General features: G+C 26.5%; 17 protein-coding genes. 15 read left to right on the forward strand and 2 right to left on the reverse strand.

The features are described from left to right. Positions 1–56: 56 nt before the first annotated feature. The 8 genes from ABFX13_RS05935 (at position 57) to rlmD (ending at position 6,278) form a co-directional block, all read left to right on the forward strand. The gene (locus ABFX13_RS05935; RefSeq protein ID WP_346043831.1) at positions 57–851 is read left to right on the forward strand and encodes a GTP pyrophosphokinase; all 795 of its coding nucleotides are present in this window, start codon (positions 57–59) and stop codon (positions 849–851) included. A gap of 47 nt (positions 852–898) precedes the next feature. Beyond that, a complete protein-coding gene (locus ABFX13_RS05940; RefSeq protein ID WP_346043834.1) occupies positions 899–1,591 on the forward strand; it encodes a metallophosphoesterase in 693 nt (230 codons plus the stop codon). A 73-nt stretch (positions 1,592–1,664) separates the two neighbouring features. Further along, the gene (locus tag ABFX13_RS05945; protein ID WP_346043836.1) at positions 1,665–2,438 is read left to right on the forward strand and encodes a hypothetical protein; all 774 of its coding nucleotides are present in this window, start codon (positions 1,665–1,667) and stop codon (positions 2,436–2,438) included. Between the two features lie 156 nt (positions 2,439–2,594). Beyond that, positions 2,595–3,155: a 5' nucleotidase, NT5C type gene (locus ABFX13_RS05950; RefSeq protein ID WP_346043838.1), complete on the forward strand. Its 561-nt coding sequence runs from the start codon at positions 2,595–2,597 to the stop codon at positions 3,153–3,155. Between the two features lie 27 nt (positions 3,156–3,182). Further along, positions 3,183–3,668: a hypothetical protein gene (locus tag ABFX13_RS05955; RefSeq protein ID WP_346043842.1), complete on the forward strand. Its 486-nt coding sequence runs from the start codon at positions 3,183–3,185 to the stop codon at positions 3,666–3,668. Positions 3,669–3,826: 158 nt separating this feature from the next. Further along, entirely contained in the window at positions 3,827–4,156 is a 330-nt protein-coding gene (locus ABFX13_RS05960; protein ID WP_147546980.1) for a DUF1904 domain-containing protein, read from the forward strand. A gap of 16 nt (positions 4,157–4,172) precedes the next feature. After that, complete coding sequence (locus ABFX13_RS05965) at positions 4,173–4,895, forward strand: pseudouridine synthase (protein WP_346043846.1); 723 nt, start codon at positions 4,173–4,175, stop codon at positions 4,893–4,895. A gap of 24 nt (positions 4,896–4,919) precedes the next feature. Further along, the gene (gene rlmD, locus ABFX13_RS05970) at positions 4,920–6,278 is read left to right on the forward strand and encodes a 23S rRNA (uracil(1939)-C(5))-methyltransferase RlmD (RefSeq protein WP_346043849.1); all 1,359 of its coding nucleotides are present in this window, start codon (positions 4,920–4,922) and stop codon (positions 6,276–6,278) included. 106 nt (positions 6,279–6,384) lie between these two features. Here rlmD and fba read toward each other — a convergent pair whose 3' ends face one another. Beyond that, complete coding sequence (gene fba, locus ABFX13_RS05975) at positions 6,385–7,248, reverse strand: class II fructose-1,6-bisphosphate aldolase (RefSeq protein WP_346043852.1); 864 nt, start codon at positions 7,246–7,248, stop codon at positions 6,385–6,387. A 279-nt stretch (positions 7,249–7,527) separates the two neighbouring features. Here fba and ABFX13_RS05980 point away from each other — a divergent pair, with 279 nt between their 5' ends. From ABFX13_RS05980 to ABFX13_RS05990, 3 genes are all read left to right on the forward strand, one after another. Next, the gene (locus ABFX13_RS05980; RefSeq protein ID WP_346043855.1) at positions 7,528–8,364 is read left to right on the forward strand and encodes a PRD domain-containing protein; all 837 of its coding nucleotides are present in this window, start codon (positions 7,528–7,530) and stop codon (positions 8,362–8,364) included. Between the two features lie 247 nt (positions 8,365–8,611). After that, a complete protein-coding gene (locus tag ABFX13_RS05985) occupies positions 8,612–10,270 on the forward strand; it encodes a PTS transporter subunit EIIC (protein ID WP_346043857.1) in 1,659 nt (552 codons plus the stop codon). Positions 10,271–10,401: 131 nt separating this feature from the next. After that, positions 10,402–11,760 carry a DUF3298 domain-containing protein gene (locus ABFX13_RS05990; RefSeq protein WP_346043860.1) on the forward strand — a complete coding sequence of 453 codons (1,359 nt, stop codon included), beginning with the start codon at positions 10,402–10,404 and terminating at the stop codon, positions 11,758–11,760. Positions 11,761–11,795: 35 nt separating this feature from the next. Here ABFX13_RS05990 and sleC read toward each other — a convergent pair whose 3' ends face one another. Further along, positions 11,796–13,067, reverse strand: coding sequence for a spore cortex-lytic germination protein SleC (gene sleC / locus ABFX13_RS05995; protein ID WP_346043863.1), 1,272 nt, complete (start codon positions 13,065–13,067; stop codon positions 11,796–11,798). A gap of 124 nt (positions 13,068–13,191) precedes the next feature. Here sleC and ABFX13_RS06000 point away from each other — a divergent pair, with 124 nt between their 5' ends. The 4 genes from ABFX13_RS06000 to ABFX13_RS06015 are packed head-to-tail and all read left to right on the forward strand — an operon-like array spanning position 13,192 to position 16,027. After that, positions 13,192–13,911, forward strand: a complete 720-nt coding sequence (locus ABFX13_RS06000; protein ID WP_346043865.1) for a PrsW family intramembrane metalloprotease — start codon at positions 13,192–13,194, stop codon at positions 13,909–13,911. Between the two features lie 17 nt (positions 13,912–13,928). Then, on the forward strand, positions 13,929–14,759 hold the full coding sequence (locus tag ABFX13_RS06005) for a hypothetical protein (protein WP_346043868.1): 831 nt from the start codon (positions 13,929–13,931) through the stop codon (positions 14,757–14,759). Continuing rightward, the gene (lepB, locus tag ABFX13_RS06010) at positions 14,734–15,276 is read left to right on the forward strand and encodes a signal peptidase I (RefSeq protein WP_428833863.1); all 543 of its coding nucleotides are present in this window, start codon (positions 14,734–14,736) and stop codon (positions 15,274–15,276) included. The genes ABFX13_RS06005 and lepB overlap by 26 nt, the downstream gene beginning before the upstream one ends. Before the next feature lie 10 nt (positions 15,277–15,286). Next, a complete protein-coding gene (locus ABFX13_RS06015; protein WP_346043873.1) occupies positions 15,287–16,027 on the forward strand; it encodes a sugar phosphate isomerase/epimerase family protein in 741 nt (246 codons plus the stop codon). Positions 16,028–16,054 lie beyond the last annotated feature (27 nt).

The following is a 16,054-nucleotide window of genomic DNA, read 5'->3' on the forward strand; positions in this document are numbered from 1 at the left end:
ATAAATTATGTTAAAATATAGAAGTTGGTAAATTTGAAAATAAAGGGTGAGAAATAATGGAATACGAAAAGTGGGATAAGATACTTGTTCCTTATGAACACGCTGTTGAAGAACTTAAAGTTAAGTTTAAGAATATAAGAAAAGAGCTTTTAAAAAAAGGAGAATATTCTCCTATAGAGTTTGTCACAGGTAGAACCAAAAAGATAGCATCAATAATATCTAAAGCAAAAAGATTAGATATTTCAGACATAGAGGAAATGGAAGATATAGCTGGTATAAGAATAATGTGCCAGTTTGTTGAAGATATATATACAATAGTTGAACTTATAAGATCAAGAAATGATATGAAAATAGTTTATGAAAAAGACTATATAGAGAATTTTAAAGATAGCGGATATAGAAGTTATCATGTAATAATAAAATATCCTATAAACACAGCACAAGGATATAAGGAAATTTTATGTGAAATACAAATAAGAACATTAGCTATGAACTTTTGGGCAACTATAGAACATTCATTAAAATATAAGTATGAACATTACATACCAGAAGACTTAGCAATGAGATTAAGAAGAGCAGCTGATGCAGCATTTTTACTAGATCAAGAAATGAGTGAAATTAGAGAACATATAATGAAAGCTCAAGTAATGTATCAAGTAAAATCTATAACAGTAAGAGATGTATTAGGTAAGATACAAGAGTTATACGAACTAGGAGAAACTCAAAAGGCTATAATATATCAAAGAAGATTAGATAAAATTGATAGTGAAAAAGATATAACTGAAATAATAGCCCTAAAAAGTGAGATAGATACTTTATTAGAAGGGTATAATAAAAAAAGAAGAGGGTAGAAATCTCGCTTCTTTTTTTAATTTTTAAATAAAGAAAGGACATTAATATGAGTTTATATGCAATAGGAGATTTACATTTTTCAACTGCAGTTAATAAACCTATGAATATATTCGGAGATAATTGGAATAACCACGAAGAAAAAATAATTAATAGTTGGAAAAGTCAAGTTAAAGAAGATGATATAGTATTAGTTGTAGGAGATACATCTTGGGGTATAAATATGAATGAAGCTAAACAAGATTTAGACATAATACATAAACTTCCTGGGAAAAAGATATTTGTAAAAGGAAATCATGACTATTGGTGGACTACTGTAACTAAATTAAATAAGCTTTACGAAGATATGAATTTTTTGCAAAATAACTTTTACTCCTATAAAGATTATGCTATTTGTGGAACTAGAGGATGGATATGCCCAAATGATTTTAAATTTACACAAGAAGATGAAAAAATTTATAAAAGAGAAGCTCATAGATTAAAACTTTCTTTAGATGGAGCGAAAAAAGCAGGATTTAAAAAAATAATTGTAATAACTCATTATCCACCTACTAATGATAAATTACAACAATCATTGTTTACAGACATATATGAAGAGTATTGTGTTGAAAAAGTTATATATGGACATCTTCATGGGAAAGAATCTTTTAAGATGGGATTAGAAGGAATACGAAATGAAGTTGAATATAAATTAGTATCATGTGATTATACAGATTTTAATATAATAAAAATTATGGATTAATTAATATAATCTGGTAAATACTATAAGATATAGTTAACCTAATATATAAAATTTAGGTAAAGGAGTTGTTAATGTGAGATGGGCATTAGTAATTTTAATCTTGTATATATTACCATTATGGACTTTATTTAAGTATAGAGGAGATTTTAAAAGGGCTAGTATGTACGGGAGTATATATATAGTTGTTGCCAGTGTTATAGTAATTAGTAATATATATATAAGTGCTTTAAATAAAATGGAAGATATGTTAGATTATAAAACATATGCATCGGATGAAAAATATATAAATGTAGCAAAAGAAAAAGTTTTAAAAAAAGCAAATGAGAACAAACCTAAAGACAATAAAACAATTTTAGAAAAAGATTTAGAAAATAACAAAATAAATAAAGATGAAAATAAGTTAAAAGATGATATAACAAAAGAAAAAAGTGATAAAGAGCTTGTAAATGAATTTAAAGAAAATATTTACTCTGTAGAAAGAAAAGCTTTAGTTCCTATGAGAGAATGCATGCCAGATATGAAGCATTTAAAAATTAACTCTGAAACTATAAAACATGCAAAAGAAGATGTATCTTATGCTAAAGATATGTGTGCACAAGTAGTTAAAACGTATGAGGGCATGAAGGTTCCAAAGCTTTCAAATGATGAAGGTACTAAGAAATTAGAACAATCAAAGATGTATGTACAAAAAGCATATATCTTAAGAGGAAAGGCTATGGATTCGGCTCAAAATTTATTAAAGAGTAAAAATTTGAAATATGTAGGAGAAATAAAGGAATATTTAAGGTTATCTGATATAGAAATAAAGAGGTTTGTAGATACTATTAAAGAGCTGAAAAATAATTAAAAAATAATGTTGAACGTGAAACATTTTTTGGAAAAACTTGTGGATGCACAAGTTTTTTCTTTTATATACATATACTAATAGTACGGTTTTGATTTATAATATGTATTGTGATATAATGTCTTAACCATAAAAATAAGGTATCAACTGGAGGTAGAAATGGGAAAGTTAAATATATGTATAGATATAGATGGAACAATAACTAATCCATATCATTTTATTCCGTATTTAAATGATATGTATAATAAACAAATAACAGAAGCTGAATGTGTAACTCATAGATTAGAAGAATTATATGAGGTTAAATTAGATGATTTATTAAAGGCTTTTCATACAGATTATATTTACGCATATAAAGAAGCTAATGTGGTAGAAGGAGCAAAAGAAGTAATAAAAGATTTAAATGAAAATCATAATTTATATTTTGTAACAGCTAGAGATGAAATGTTAAAAGATATAACACAAGGATGGCTAAATGATAATGATTTAGGATATATAGATGTACATTTACTAGGAAGCGATTATAAGGTTAATAAAGCTAAAGAATTAGAATGCAATATTTTCATAGAAGACAATCCAAGTAATGCGATACAATTAGCCGAAGAAGGATTGACGGTATTGTTAATAGATAATAATTACAATAAAGATATCGAGAATGAAAATATAATAAGAGTGAGTAGTTGGAATGATATAAAAGACTTTATACTTAATATAAAGTAAATATATAGATTGGGGGGAGGTAAATAATTGTTAGAAGTAAAATTAAAACAAAATCAAGAAACTCTAAATATAAAAAGTATAGATATAAAAGAAATGTTAAATCAACGTGAAGACTTTGCTAGTGTGCAAGATATATCGACTAATATAAAAGAAGATAATATAATGGCATTTGACTGTAAGTTAGATGATACTATATTTTCAGTAGACGAGATAAATGAATTATTAGAAGAATTAGGTGAAGATGCTAATATAGAAGATATCCAAATTTTATTTGAAGATGTAAGAGCTTTTGTAAAAGACGTAACAGACGAAATTGAATCTGATTTGAGAGAGCGATACTTAGATGATAATATAAGATGTTTTTTTAATGTTTATAGTATAGATGAGACATTTACTGATTTTAAATTGGTATTTGTAATAAGTTTTAAGAAAATAAGTATAGCATCACTTACAAGTTTAGCTGATTTGTTAGGTAGAAAACAGTTAAATGGAGCATCTAAATTTTATAGTTAATAAATTAAAATTTAAAAAGGGATGTCTCAAAATGAATAATATTTGAGATAGCCCTATTTTTATGCAATAGTATTTATAGATAAATTGTAATAATGAAAATTTAAAAGTATAATAATATCTATATAAATAAGCAACTAATTAAAGAAAGGATGATAGTTATGCCACAAATTAAAATAAGAGGAATACATGAAAATGATATATGCAAAATAAGTGAAAAAATGATAGATGATTTAGTTGAGGCTGTTAAATGTCCAAGAGATTATTTTGAGATAGAATGCATAAAATCAGTAGCTATAAGAGATGGAAAAATAGCAGATGTTTATCCATTTGTAGAAGTAGCTTGGTTTGATAGAGGACAAGAAGTTCAAGATACAGTAGCCAAAATAATAACTGATAGTATAAGAAAGAATCTAGACGTAGAAAGTATGGATTTAGCATTTACAGTATTTGAGAAAGAAAAGTACTATGAAAATGGAGAACACTTTTAAAAGGAAGGTATAACTTATGGCTAAAAAGCAACGTTTAGATAAGGTACTTTCAAACCTAGGATATGGAAGTAGAGCAGAAATAAAAAGAGATTGTAAAAAAGGATTAGTAAGTGTCAATGGGAAAATTGAAAATAATCCTGGAATTCAAGTAGATACAGATAAAGATACTATAGTATTTGATGGAGAAACTATTGAATATAAAGAATTTATATACTTGATGTTAAATAAACCAGATGGATATATATCAGCAACTTTTGATAAACATGACCCGATAGTTCTTGATTTAATAGATGATAAATCCTTAGTATTTGAACCATTTCCAGTAGGAAGATTAGATAAAGATACAGAAGGTTTATTAGTATTAACTAATGATGGTCAATTAGCACACAGGGTATTGTCTCCAAAGAGTCATGTTCCAAAAACTTATTATGCTAAAATTGATGGAATAGTAACTGATGAAGATATAAATGCTTTTAAAGAAGGTGTAATATTAGATGACGGCTACAAGACTATGCCCGCACATCTTGTAATACTTAAAAGTGATGAAATATCAGAAATTGAACTTACTATAAATGAAGGTAAATTTCACCAGGTTAAGAGAATGTTTGAGAGCGTAGGTAAAAAAGTAATTTATTTAAAAAGGCTATCTATGGGCAAATTGAAATTAGATGAAAATTTAGAGTTAGGAGAATATAGGGAACTAACAGAAGAAGAAATAAAACTTATAGAACAAAGATAGTTTTTAATAACGGAGGATAAAAGCGTGAAGAGAAGAGATATAATAGAATTTGAAGTAGATAAAATGGAGTTTGGTGGTACATCTGTAAGTCGTTTAGGAAATAGAGACATATATATGAAAGGTGGAATAAGTGGACAAAAGGTGAAAGCTTCAGTTAAAAAAACTAGAAGTGGAAAAGCTGAAGTTAAAATGTTAGAGCTATTAGAAAACTCACCTATTGAAACAGAAACTCCATGTAAGCATTTTAATGTATGTGGTGGATGTAGTATATTATCAGTACCATATGAAAAACAACTTGAAATAAAAGAAAGACAAGTAATGGATTTATTTTTAGCACAAGATATATTTGGATTTAAATTTGAAGGAATAGAAAGAAGTCCTCAAGCTAAAGAATACAGAAATAAAATGGAATATACTTTTGGAGATGAGATGAAGGATGGACCTTTAACTTTAGGTCTACATAAAAAAGGAAAACATATAGATATATTAACGGTAGATGGATGTTTTTTAGTAGACGATGATTTTATAAAAGTATTAACTTCAACGGTTGAATATTTCAATGAGAAGAAAGTTCCTTATTATAGAAATATGAGTCATAAAGGATACTTAAGAAATCTTGTAGTAAGAAAAGGTATAAACACAAATGAAATGATGGTAAATATAGTAACTTCATCTCAAGAAGATTTTGATATGACAAAGTATAAGGATATGTTATTAAATCTTGATTTAAAAGCTGATTTAGTAAGTATATTACATACTATAAATGATGGGTTAGCAGATGCTGTTAATTGTGATGAATTAAGAGTTTTACATGGAAGAGATTATATACAGGAAGAACTTTTAGGACTAAAATTTAAAATATCTCCTTTCTCATTTTTCCAAACTAACACTAAGGGAGCTGAAGAATTATACAAAATAGCTAGAGAATTTGTTGGAGAGCACAATAATAAAGTTGTATTTGACTTATACAGTGGTACAGGAACTATAGGTCAAGTAATGGCAGAAAAAGCTAAAAAGGTATATGGGATAGAGATAATAGAAGAAGCAGTAGAAGCAGCTAATAAAAATGCTAAATTAAATGGATTAACTAACTGTGAATTCATAGCAGGAGATGTTGCTAAGACAGTTAATAAACTAAAAGCTAAACCAGATATAATAATAGTTGATCCACCAAGACCAGGAGTTCATAAAGATGCTATAAGAGATATAGCTGGATTTAATTCTAAAGAAATAGTTTATATATCTTGTAACCCCAAGACATTAGTTTTAGATTTAGTAGAATTTAAAAAGTATGGATATGAAGTTGAACGAGTTAAGTGTATGGATATGTTCCCTAATACACCTCATGTTGAAACAGTAGTTAAGATATGTAAAAAGCATTAATAAATTAAGGACTATCTAAAACTAGATAGTCCTTTTATTTTACATAACTATTAATATATTTGATATAAACAGTGTTATATATAAATTTTAAAAATTATTTATATTATTAAGCTTTGTTTATAGAACCAAATAACTCCATTTTTTCTTTTACAGTTTCTTTTATAGCTTCAAATCCTGGAGCAAGAAGTTTACGAGGATCGAAACCTTTACCTTGTAGGTCTTTACCTTCTTCTATATATTTACGAGTTGCAGCAGCAAAAGCTAATTGACACTCAGTATTAACGTTTATTTTAGACACACCTAAAGATATAGCTTTTTTTATCATATCAGCTGGTATACCAGTTCCACCATGTAAAACTAAAGGCATATCTCCTGTAGCTTTATTTATAGAATCTAAAGCATCAAAGTTTAATCCAGCCCAATTTTCTGGATATTGACCATGTATATTACCTATACCAGCAGCTAACATATCAACACCTAAATCAGCTATTAATTTACATTCGTTAGGATCTGCTATTTCACCAGCACCTATAACACCATCTTCTTCTCCACCTATAGAACCAACTTCTGCTTCTACAGATATTCCTTTAGCATTAGCTATTTTTATTATTTCTTTTGTTTTTGCTATGTTTTCTTCTATAGAATAGTGAGAACCATCAAACATAACAGAAGAGAATCCTGCTTCTATTACCTTTAAAGCTCCTTCATAGCTACCGTGGTCTAGATGTAGTGCAACTGGAACAGTTATATTTAATTCTTCTAACATTCCATTAACCATACCAACTACAGTTTTATATCCTCCCATATATTTCCCAGCACCTTCAGATACCCCTAATATAACTGGAGAATTGTTTTCCTGAGCAGTAAGTAATATTGCTTTAGTCCACTCTAAGTTATTTATGTTGAATTGACCAACAGCGTACTTACCTTCTCTAGCTTTGTTTAACATTTCTTTAGCTGAAACTAACATATTAAAAACCTCCATAAGAAAATTAACCCTTAACTAGATTGTTAAAAAGTTATGTATTATCTAATGCATATTATACCCTAAAAAAAGGAAAATGAAAATAAAATATTAAATTACATTTATATGAAAATTAAAATGGTCTTTATAAAAATATTTAATATTGTAGAAAAATAGTAGCTAATATCAATAAACAGGTATACTTAAATTATGAAATATTGTATATTAATAAAGTAAAATAATATTTAAGCAGATTCTCATGTAATTTATAAATAAGGAGGGAATATGTATAAAATTATAAAAAGCTTTAACAATAATGTTATTCTATGTATAGAAGAAAATAAAAATAAGGAGTATATTTTAGTTGGGAATGGAATTGGATTTAAAGCATCTGCAAATTCAATTTTTAAAGATGTAGATAAAATTGAAAAAATATTTGTTATAAATGAAGATAGATATAAAAGTTTAGAGGAATTATACGATACAATTAATCCAAATTATATTGGGGTAGTAACTGAGAGTTTATCTACAATAGATAATAGAATAGATTTAGATATAAATAATAAATCACATATGGCACTACTAGATCATTTGGTATTTGCAATAGAAAGATATTATGATAATATGTGTTTGAAAAATCAATTCAAAGCAGAATTAAAGACTTTGTATGAATATGAATGGGAATTAGCAAAGAAAATCATTGATTTTATAAATAAATCTTTAGATATAACATTAAATGAAGATGAAATAGCATTTGTAACTATGCATATAAATGGAATATTAAATAAAACCAAAGCAGTAGATAGTGCTAAACAAGCTGTAATAATTAAAGAAGCTATCGACTTTTTAGAAAAAGAATTAGACATAAGTATATATAAAGATTCAATATATTACAACAGACTTATAATACATTTAAGACTTGCTATTAACAGATCTATTAAAGGAATTTCTGAAGAAAATAGGTTGTTAGATCATATAAAAGAGAAGCTATATAAATCATATAGTATATCTGAAGTATTATGCAAATATCTAAAATTAAACCACAATATAAATTTAAATGAAGGTGAAGTTGGATTTATAGCACTTCATATAGACAGATTAATGACAAATTATAATAGATAGTACAAAAAAACGATAAGGAAATTGTTTACAAAGTACAATTTACATGTTATACTTAGTTTATAATAAATAGCGTGTTACTGGTAAAGCAGGCAAGAGCTAAATTATTTATATTTATGTGATTATTTTATAGTACGCATAAATATGAATATTTTAGCTCTTTTTTATTTATTATAGTAATAATACATGAAAACTTAACTAAAATTAAATTTAATTACACATATTATAATCAGTAAGGAGGAATTATAAAATGCTTCAATTTTTACAAAGAATCGGTAAAGCTATAATGCTTCCAATAGCAGCATTACCGGTTGCTGGTATTTTACTAGGAGTTGGAGGAGCTTTACTTAATATAGCTGCACTAGATAATGCTCCAGCTATATACCAACCACTTATAAGCTTTGTATCTATTCCAGCAATTACAGTAATATTAAAAATAATGCAAGGTGTAGGGGATATAGTATTTGGTAATTTACCATTACTATTTGCAGTAGGTACTGCAGTTGGTCTTGCTAAAGAAGATAAAGGTACATCTGCACTTGCTTCAGTATTTGGATTTTTAATTATGAATAAAGTTATAAGTGTATTACTAGCTTTAGGAGTTACTAGATTAGGTGTTGTAACAGATGCAAATACACCAGCTCAATATGCAACATATGTAACTTCAACACTAGGAATATTTACTCTTAATATGTCAGTGTTTGGAGGTATTATAACTGGTATAGTAACATCTACATTACATAATAAATACTATAATATACAATTGCCACAGGTTATAGGATTCTTCTCTGGTTCAAGATTTGTTCCAATAGTAGTTTCAGTAGTTATGGCAATTGTTGGTGCAATACTTGCATTTATATGGCCATTTGTTCAAGATGGAATAGCTTATATAGCATTAGGAGTTAACAATGCAGGTATAATAGGAACATTTTTCTATGGATTAATAGAAAGATCTTTAATACCATTTGGATTACATCACGTATTTTATACACCATTTTGGTTTGGTTCTTTTGTAGATGGACATGTTTTAATAGATGGAGCATGGAAAACAGTTCAAGGTGCAAACTATGCGTATTTTGCACAATTAGGTAGTATGCAAGATTTAGTAGGAGCTTCACCAGAAACTATGTCTAAAATAGTTGCAGGAACTACTAGATTTATGGCTGGTAAATTCCCATTCATGATGTTTGGATTACCTGCAGCAGCATTAGCAATGTATCATACAGCTGCTCCAAGTAAGAAAAAAGTAGTAGGAAGTTTATTATTATCAGCAGCAGTAACATCTTTCTTAACTGGTATAACTGAACCATTAGAATTTACATTCTTATTTGTTGCACCAGTATTATATGCAGTTCACTGTGTACTTGCAGGACTTTCATTCTTATTAATGGATTTATTAAATGTATTTATAGGAATGACGTTCTCTGGAGGATTTATAGATTTCTCATTATTTGGTATACTTCCAGCAGGAGCAGGAGTACCAACTAATTGGTTAAGAGCTATAATGGTTGGAATTGTATATGCAGTAGTTTACTACTTCTTATTCAAATTCTTAATAATTAAATTTAACTTAAAAACTCCAGGTAGAGATGAAAACGAACAAGAAACTAAGTTATATACAAAAGCTGATTATCAAGCAGGAAAAGCTGATAAATCAGGAAGTAGTGAAATAGAAGAAAATGCACCGTATGTATTAGAAGCATTAGGTGGAGAAGAAAATATAGTTTCAGTTGATGCTTGTATAACTAGATTAAGAGTAGAGGTTAAAGATAAATCTAAGGTAGAAAAAGATAAGTTTAAGTCATTAGGTGCTGTTGGGGTTATGGAAGTCGGCAATGGCATCCAAGTTATATATGGAGCTAAAGCAGATGCATATAAAAATCAAATAAATAAAATATTAAAAAAATAATAAAAAAGTCTTGAAGAATATTCTTCAAGGCTTTTTTTATTTAAATAAAAATATTTCCAAAATATTAATATAATATTTTTAGGATATAATCAAAAAATAATATATATTACAGATTAGGAGGAATATATATTATGATTTATAGAAAAAGATTTATATTCTTGACAACACTTATTACAATAGTATTATCTATTTTTTATATAAATTTAAGAATTAAAGGAGAAATTGATTTTAATACCTTAAAAACATCTATAATACAAGGATTTAAGAATGTAAAAGTAATAGAAGATAAATCAGTTATAGAATACGATGGAATTAAATTTATAGTAAATATGCCTATAGTAAGTTATGAAAATAAGGATGTAGAAAGGTATATAAATACATATATAAGGAAAAATATAAATCAATTTATAAACTCAAAGAAACAACAAAAAGATATTTCTTCAAACAATAAAGATTTAGAAATAAAGATAAATCACCATATAGCATTTGAAGATAAAAATGTACTAAACATTATAATTTATAAAGATATAATCATAAAAGGTAAAAATTATGAAAGAATTAAAGATAGTTATGTATTTGACTTAAAAACTGGACAAAGAATATATATAGATAATTTTTTAAAAAGCAATAAAGATTACGACTATGTACTAGAAAATTATGTTTTAAACAAAATAGATAAAGAAAATCTTAAAATAAATAAAGAAAAAATTCAAATAAATAAACATACTAATTACTATATAACAGATGAAGGAATAGCTATATATTTTAATCCTTATCAAATTAGTAATAGGAAAGAACTTTATGAATTTAAAATACCTGTTACGGCATTTAACAAAAAGATAAAGACATTAGATACTAATCCAATAGTAGCTCAAATAGATACACAGACTATAACTAAAAATACTGAATATATAAATAGTATAATTAATATTCCTATGATAATAATTGAAAACAAAGAAATTGAAAAAAATATAAATGAGAAAATAAAAAATGAAATAATGAAATCTTATTATAGTGTAGAAGAAGATGCTAAATCATATCTTTCGAATACACCTAAAGAATATATAAAACCATATATATATAATGTTAATTTTGATGTTAAAAAAAATAGTGATAATATGCTAAGTATTTTAATTAAATATTATCAGCATAGTGGAGGAGCTCATGGATTTTATGAAAATAAATCTTACAACATATATATAGAAGATGGAAAAAACCTAAGCTTAAAAGATTTATTTAAGGAAAGTTCAGATTATGTAAAAGTAATAAATGAGATAATAAGAAAAAAAATAAAAGATGGTCAAGATGGAGCATACAGCTTTAAAAGCATTTCTGATAATCAAAAGTTTTATATAGAAGATGATAAGTTAGTTATATATTTTGATTTATATGAAATTGCGCCTTTTGCAGCAGGTATACCTGAATTTAATATAGATATAAATGATATAAGCCATATATTAAATGAAAAATATATAGATATATTTAAATAGTGTAGTAATTTTACTACACTATTTAAATGAATAAATTAGATTGTGGGATTTAGTGAAGCTATCTTTGTAACAGCTACATAAACTCTAGATATCTCATACCATGTTTTAAAATCTACAACTCCTGATTTAGGAAGACCAAATATACGTTGAAACTCTTTGACTGAATTAGCAGTAGCACTACCATATATACCATCTTCTTTAACCTTAGGAATAGCAGGATATCCTCTTGATATTGAATTTAATTGATTTTGAATAGTTCTTACATCCTTTCCTTTAGAACCTATTTGTAAAACTTCACCAGGAAAAGATACAGGAACACCACTTACTATAGGTGCTTTTTCAAACACAACATTATTACCATAAAAAGATCTTATAATTTCCTCATAGCTAAGCCCTTGATCACCTAGATTTTTACTTCCCCATTGAGTCATTTGACCAGGACATTGAGTTTGAACTCCATCACAGTATTGAGCCAATAAAGGTTGTCTAGCTGTAGGAGGTCTTTTTATATACGTATTAAATATTTCATCAACTGCGATGCTTATAGTATCAAATACATTTCTTTCATGAATATATTTATGATCAAATGCTGTAGTTGAAGTTATAGTAAAACTATATCCCTTACTTCTATACCATTCAGTAAACACCCTATTTAAAGTAAATGATATTATAGCTACAACATTAGCTAAAATAGTTTCTCTAGACCATGTAGAGTAAATTTCTGAAGATGCTACATTTTTTATATAATCTTTGAAATAAATCCAATAATCAGGAGCACTCTTATCCTCAGGTCTACCATCGTGAACTACTATAAATTCAGGAACAACAGGGTTATCTAAAACGACAAATCCAGTTGGAGGTGGTATTGGTTTTAAATCACTTTCTGGAATCTTTGGAGGATAATTACCCCATAAAGTATGTTCTCCTATATCAATTATTATTTCATTTTGTCTAGAGTATAAGCGTCTGCTTCTTTGAAGAGGTTGCATTCTAATACCTTGCTCAGCTATAACAGTAGCTAAAATTTGAGTTCCATTTATTAATGTTGTCTCGTAACCATCTTTTATAACCTCTATAGTATACTGACTGTAAGGTCTAACATCGCTTGGCTGTTGAGAATAAATCAAATCAGGAGCTTCTAGATTTAAACCTACAATTTGGCCTGATATATCTGTTTTTAAATTTTGAAATACAGGCCTAGATACTTGATCTTCAGTATCCATAGAGTAAACATTAACAGTAGCATCAACAATTGGAAAATTGTTAGTACTATCAACTACACTCACAGTTAAAAAACCATCTTGCATAAAAAAACTCCTTTCTTACTTAAAATGATGTTATCAATACATAGTATGAATAAATAGATTATTTTGTTAAGAGATTTGGAAATAATATATTAGAAAGCTATTTAATCAGAAAGGTAATGAGTATATGAAATTAAATTTATTAATTATATCTATAGCACCTAGTTTAGCATTTTTAATGTGGATATACTTTAAAGATAAATATGAAAAGGAACCCATAAAATTGTTAGCAAAGCTATTTTTTATTGGAGTTTTAATAAGTATTCCAGCAATAGCAATAGAAGATTTATTACTTGAAGTTAATATTAATAATGAATATTTAAATTTATCTTATGTATCATTTATAGTAGCTGCATCGACTGAAGAAATTTTAAAATATATTGTATTAATAGCTTACGCATTAAAAAGCAAATATTATACAGAAAAACTAGATGGAATAGTATATAGCATATTTATAACACTTGGATTTGCGACAGTTGAAAATATAATATATATATTTTATGAAAATTATTTAAGTTTACTTGAAATTGGATTAAGTAGAGCAATTATAGCTATACCAGGGCATATAATGTTTGCTATAGCTATGGGATATTATTTATCTATGTATAAATTTAATAGCAAAAACAAGAATGAAAAGAAAATTAATTTACTTAAAATCATATTTATTCCGATAATACTTCATGGAGTTTTCGATTTTATATTAATGATAAAAACAACTTGGGCTACGATATTATTTCTTTTATATTTGATATATTTGTGGAAAATAAGTTTAGACAAAGTAGATATTTATACTGATTATGCAAGAAAAAGATTTATAAGATTAAGAAAAAACAACAAAAGAAAATGATTAATAGGAGTGGTTATATGAGATATATAAATAAAAGTCAAGAATTAGTTATATGTAAGTTCTTACAAAGATATGACTATGATGGAGTTTTAGATATATTAATTGAGACAGGTATAGAAAGTGGAGATTTATATAATTTGTTAAATTCATGCAAATACGCTACTAATTTTGATTTTAAGACAGCACTTAGCATTGCTAAAAATTTAAGCGAACCTATGCTAGAAAGAAAAGAAATTAAAAATCTTATATCTAATTTAGAAAACTTAAATGATGGAGATCCAGAGGATATATTATCAGAGTTAATAGAGAATATAAAAATTCAGATAGTCAATGAAGAATACATAGATTTTTTAGGTAGACTTTATAGATTAAAAGAAGCTTTATTTAAATATATATTTGTTAATTCTAAAGAAGATAAAAAATATGTAGTTTCAATGCATGGACATATGGTATCTAAGAAAAATATACTATATACTCTTAAAAAGAAGTATAATATATATAATGGTAATCTAATACATGGTGTAACTCAATATATAAAGAGATATCTTAAACAAACTAAGCGTATGGATAAAGTTTTAGAAATATTAAATGGAGAAAAACTTGAAAACTTAATAAAATTAAGAAATGAAAGTCCAGTAGGTCATGGATTCAGAGGTGTTAGTAGGGAAGATATAGAAGCTATATATGGAAGTCCTATGGAAGTTGTACATGATTTAATTAAGGCATGTGAACTTTTAGATTTGGGCATAAATATTAAAAAGTATGAACATATAAACGATATAATTATAGAGCTTTTATCTAAGTATGTAGAGCATGAAGGAGATGAAGAATTTGAGCAAAAACATTAAAAAAGAGATAATTGAGTGGATTAAAATAATAGCTGTATCATTAGTTATTGCTTTTATAATAACTCACTTTGTTAGACCAACATTAGTGCAAGGATCATCTATGTATCCTACACTAGAAGAAAAGGATTATTTAATAATAAATAGAGTTGCATATGACCATAAAGAACCTAAAAGAGGAGATATAATTGTTTTTAAGACAGATTTATTACAAGATAATGGAAAAGAAAAGGATTTAGTAAAAAGAGTTATAGCAGTTCCTGGAGATCATATAAAGATAACTGATGATAAAGTATATATAAATGGAAAGCTTCAGAATGAAAAATACATACATGGGGCAAAAACAGAAGGAGATATAGACATGACTATTCCAAAAGGATATGTATTTGCTATGGGTGATAATAGAGAAAATAGTATGGATAGTAGAGATCCGCAAGTAGGAATAGTAAAAGAAAGTGATATAATGGGAAAAGTTATGGTTAGATTGCTACCATTTAATAAAATAGGAAAGATTTCATAGAGGTATAAATATGAGAATAGGTATACCAGCATTAGTTCATGAAATAAGTAAAGCTATTGATATATGCAAGTGTAATAAATACATAAATCATATAGAGATAGGAATTGACAATTTAGATGAATGTAAGCAAGTTATTAAATATGCTAAAGAATTTGAAGAAAATAATATAAGTATAGGTATACATATTCCTATGGAACTTAATACTTGTGAAAATATAGATTATATAAGAGGGTCTTGGATAAAATTTATATTAGAACTAAACAAGAACTTAAGTAATATAGACGTAAAATATTTTAATATGCATATAGGGTATGTGATAACAAATAGGTTTAAAAAAAATAAAGAAAAATACTTAAATAATAGTATTAAGTTTTTCAAAAACTTAGATATAGATACAAAAATATACATTGAAAACACTTATACAAAAGGTGGAGATATATGTAATGTAGGAACAACATCGTATGAATTTGAATATATATTTAATAGCATACCTAAGATTGGATTTTGTTATGATACAGGACATAACTTAATAAATAAAGATGATTTTATATCAAATTTAAAAGATAAATTAAACTTAATTCATCTAAGTGATAATGATGGTATAAAAGATTTACACATTGGACTTGGAAAAGGAATATTAAGTATTGATAGCATAAAAGATTTAATAAAATTAAATCCTCAATTTATTATATTAGAAATAAATTACAATGATATAAATGAATCTGTTAAATTATTAGAACGATTTATATAATATAAATCGTTCTAATAATAGTATAAG

The sequence above is a fragment of the Paraclostridium tenue genome, from assembly GCF_039521565.1.
Taxonomy (GTDB): Bacteria; Bacillota; Clostridia; order Peptostreptococcales; family Peptostreptococcaceae; genus Paraclostridium; species Paraclostridium tenue.

Coding starts and splice junctions, on each gene's coding strand:
- sleC (WP_346043863.1), bottom strand. CDS start 13,067: ATGCAAGATGGTTTTTTAACTGTGAGTGTAGTTGATAGTACTAACAAT.
- ABFX13_RS05940 (WP_346043834.1), top strand. CDS start 899: ATGAGTTTATATGCAATAGGAGATTTACATTTTTCAACTGCAGTTAAT.
- ABFX13_RS06000 (WP_346043865.1), top strand. CDS start 13,192: ATGAAATTAAATTTATTAATTATATCTATAGCACCTAGTTTAGCATTT.
- ABFX13_RS05990 (WP_346043860.1), top strand. CDS start 10,402: ATGATTTATAGAAAAAGATTTATATTCTTGACAACACTTATTACAATA.
- ABFX13_RS05965 (WP_346043846.1), top strand. CDS start 4,173: ATGGCTAAAAAGCAACGTTTAGATAAGGTACTTTCAAACCTAGGATAT.
- ABFX13_RS06005 (WP_346043868.1), top strand. CDS start 13,929: ATGAGATATATAAATAAAAGTCAAGAATTAGTTATATGTAAGTTCTTA.
- lepB (WP_428833863.1), top strand. CDS start 14,734: ATGAAGAATTTGAGCAAAAACATTAAAAAAGAGATAATTGAGTGGATT.
- fba (WP_346043852.1), bottom strand. CDS start 7,248: ATGTTAGTTTCAGCTAAAGAAATGTTAAACAAAGCTAGAGAAGGTAAG.
- ABFX13_RS05960 (WP_147546980.1), top strand. CDS start 3,827: ATGCCACAAATTAAAATAAGAGGAATACATGAAAATGATATATGCAAA.
- ABFX13_RS06015 (WP_346043873.1), top strand. CDS start 15,287: ATGAGAATAGGTATACCAGCATTAGTTCATGAAATAAGTAAAGCTATT.
- ABFX13_RS05985 (WP_346043857.1), top strand. CDS start 8,612: ATGCTTCAATTTTTACAAAGAATCGGTAAAGCTATAATGCTTCCAATA.
- ABFX13_RS05950 (WP_346043838.1), top strand. CDS start 2,595: ATGGGAAAGTTAAATATATGTATAGATATAGATGGAACAATAACTAAT.
- ABFX13_RS05935 (WP_346043831.1), top strand. CDS start 57: ATGGAATACGAAAAGTGGGATAAGATACTTGTTCCTTATGAACACGCT.
- ABFX13_RS05980 (WP_346043855.1), top strand. CDS start 7,528: ATGTATAAAATTATAAAAAGCTTTAACAATAATGTTATTCTATGTATA.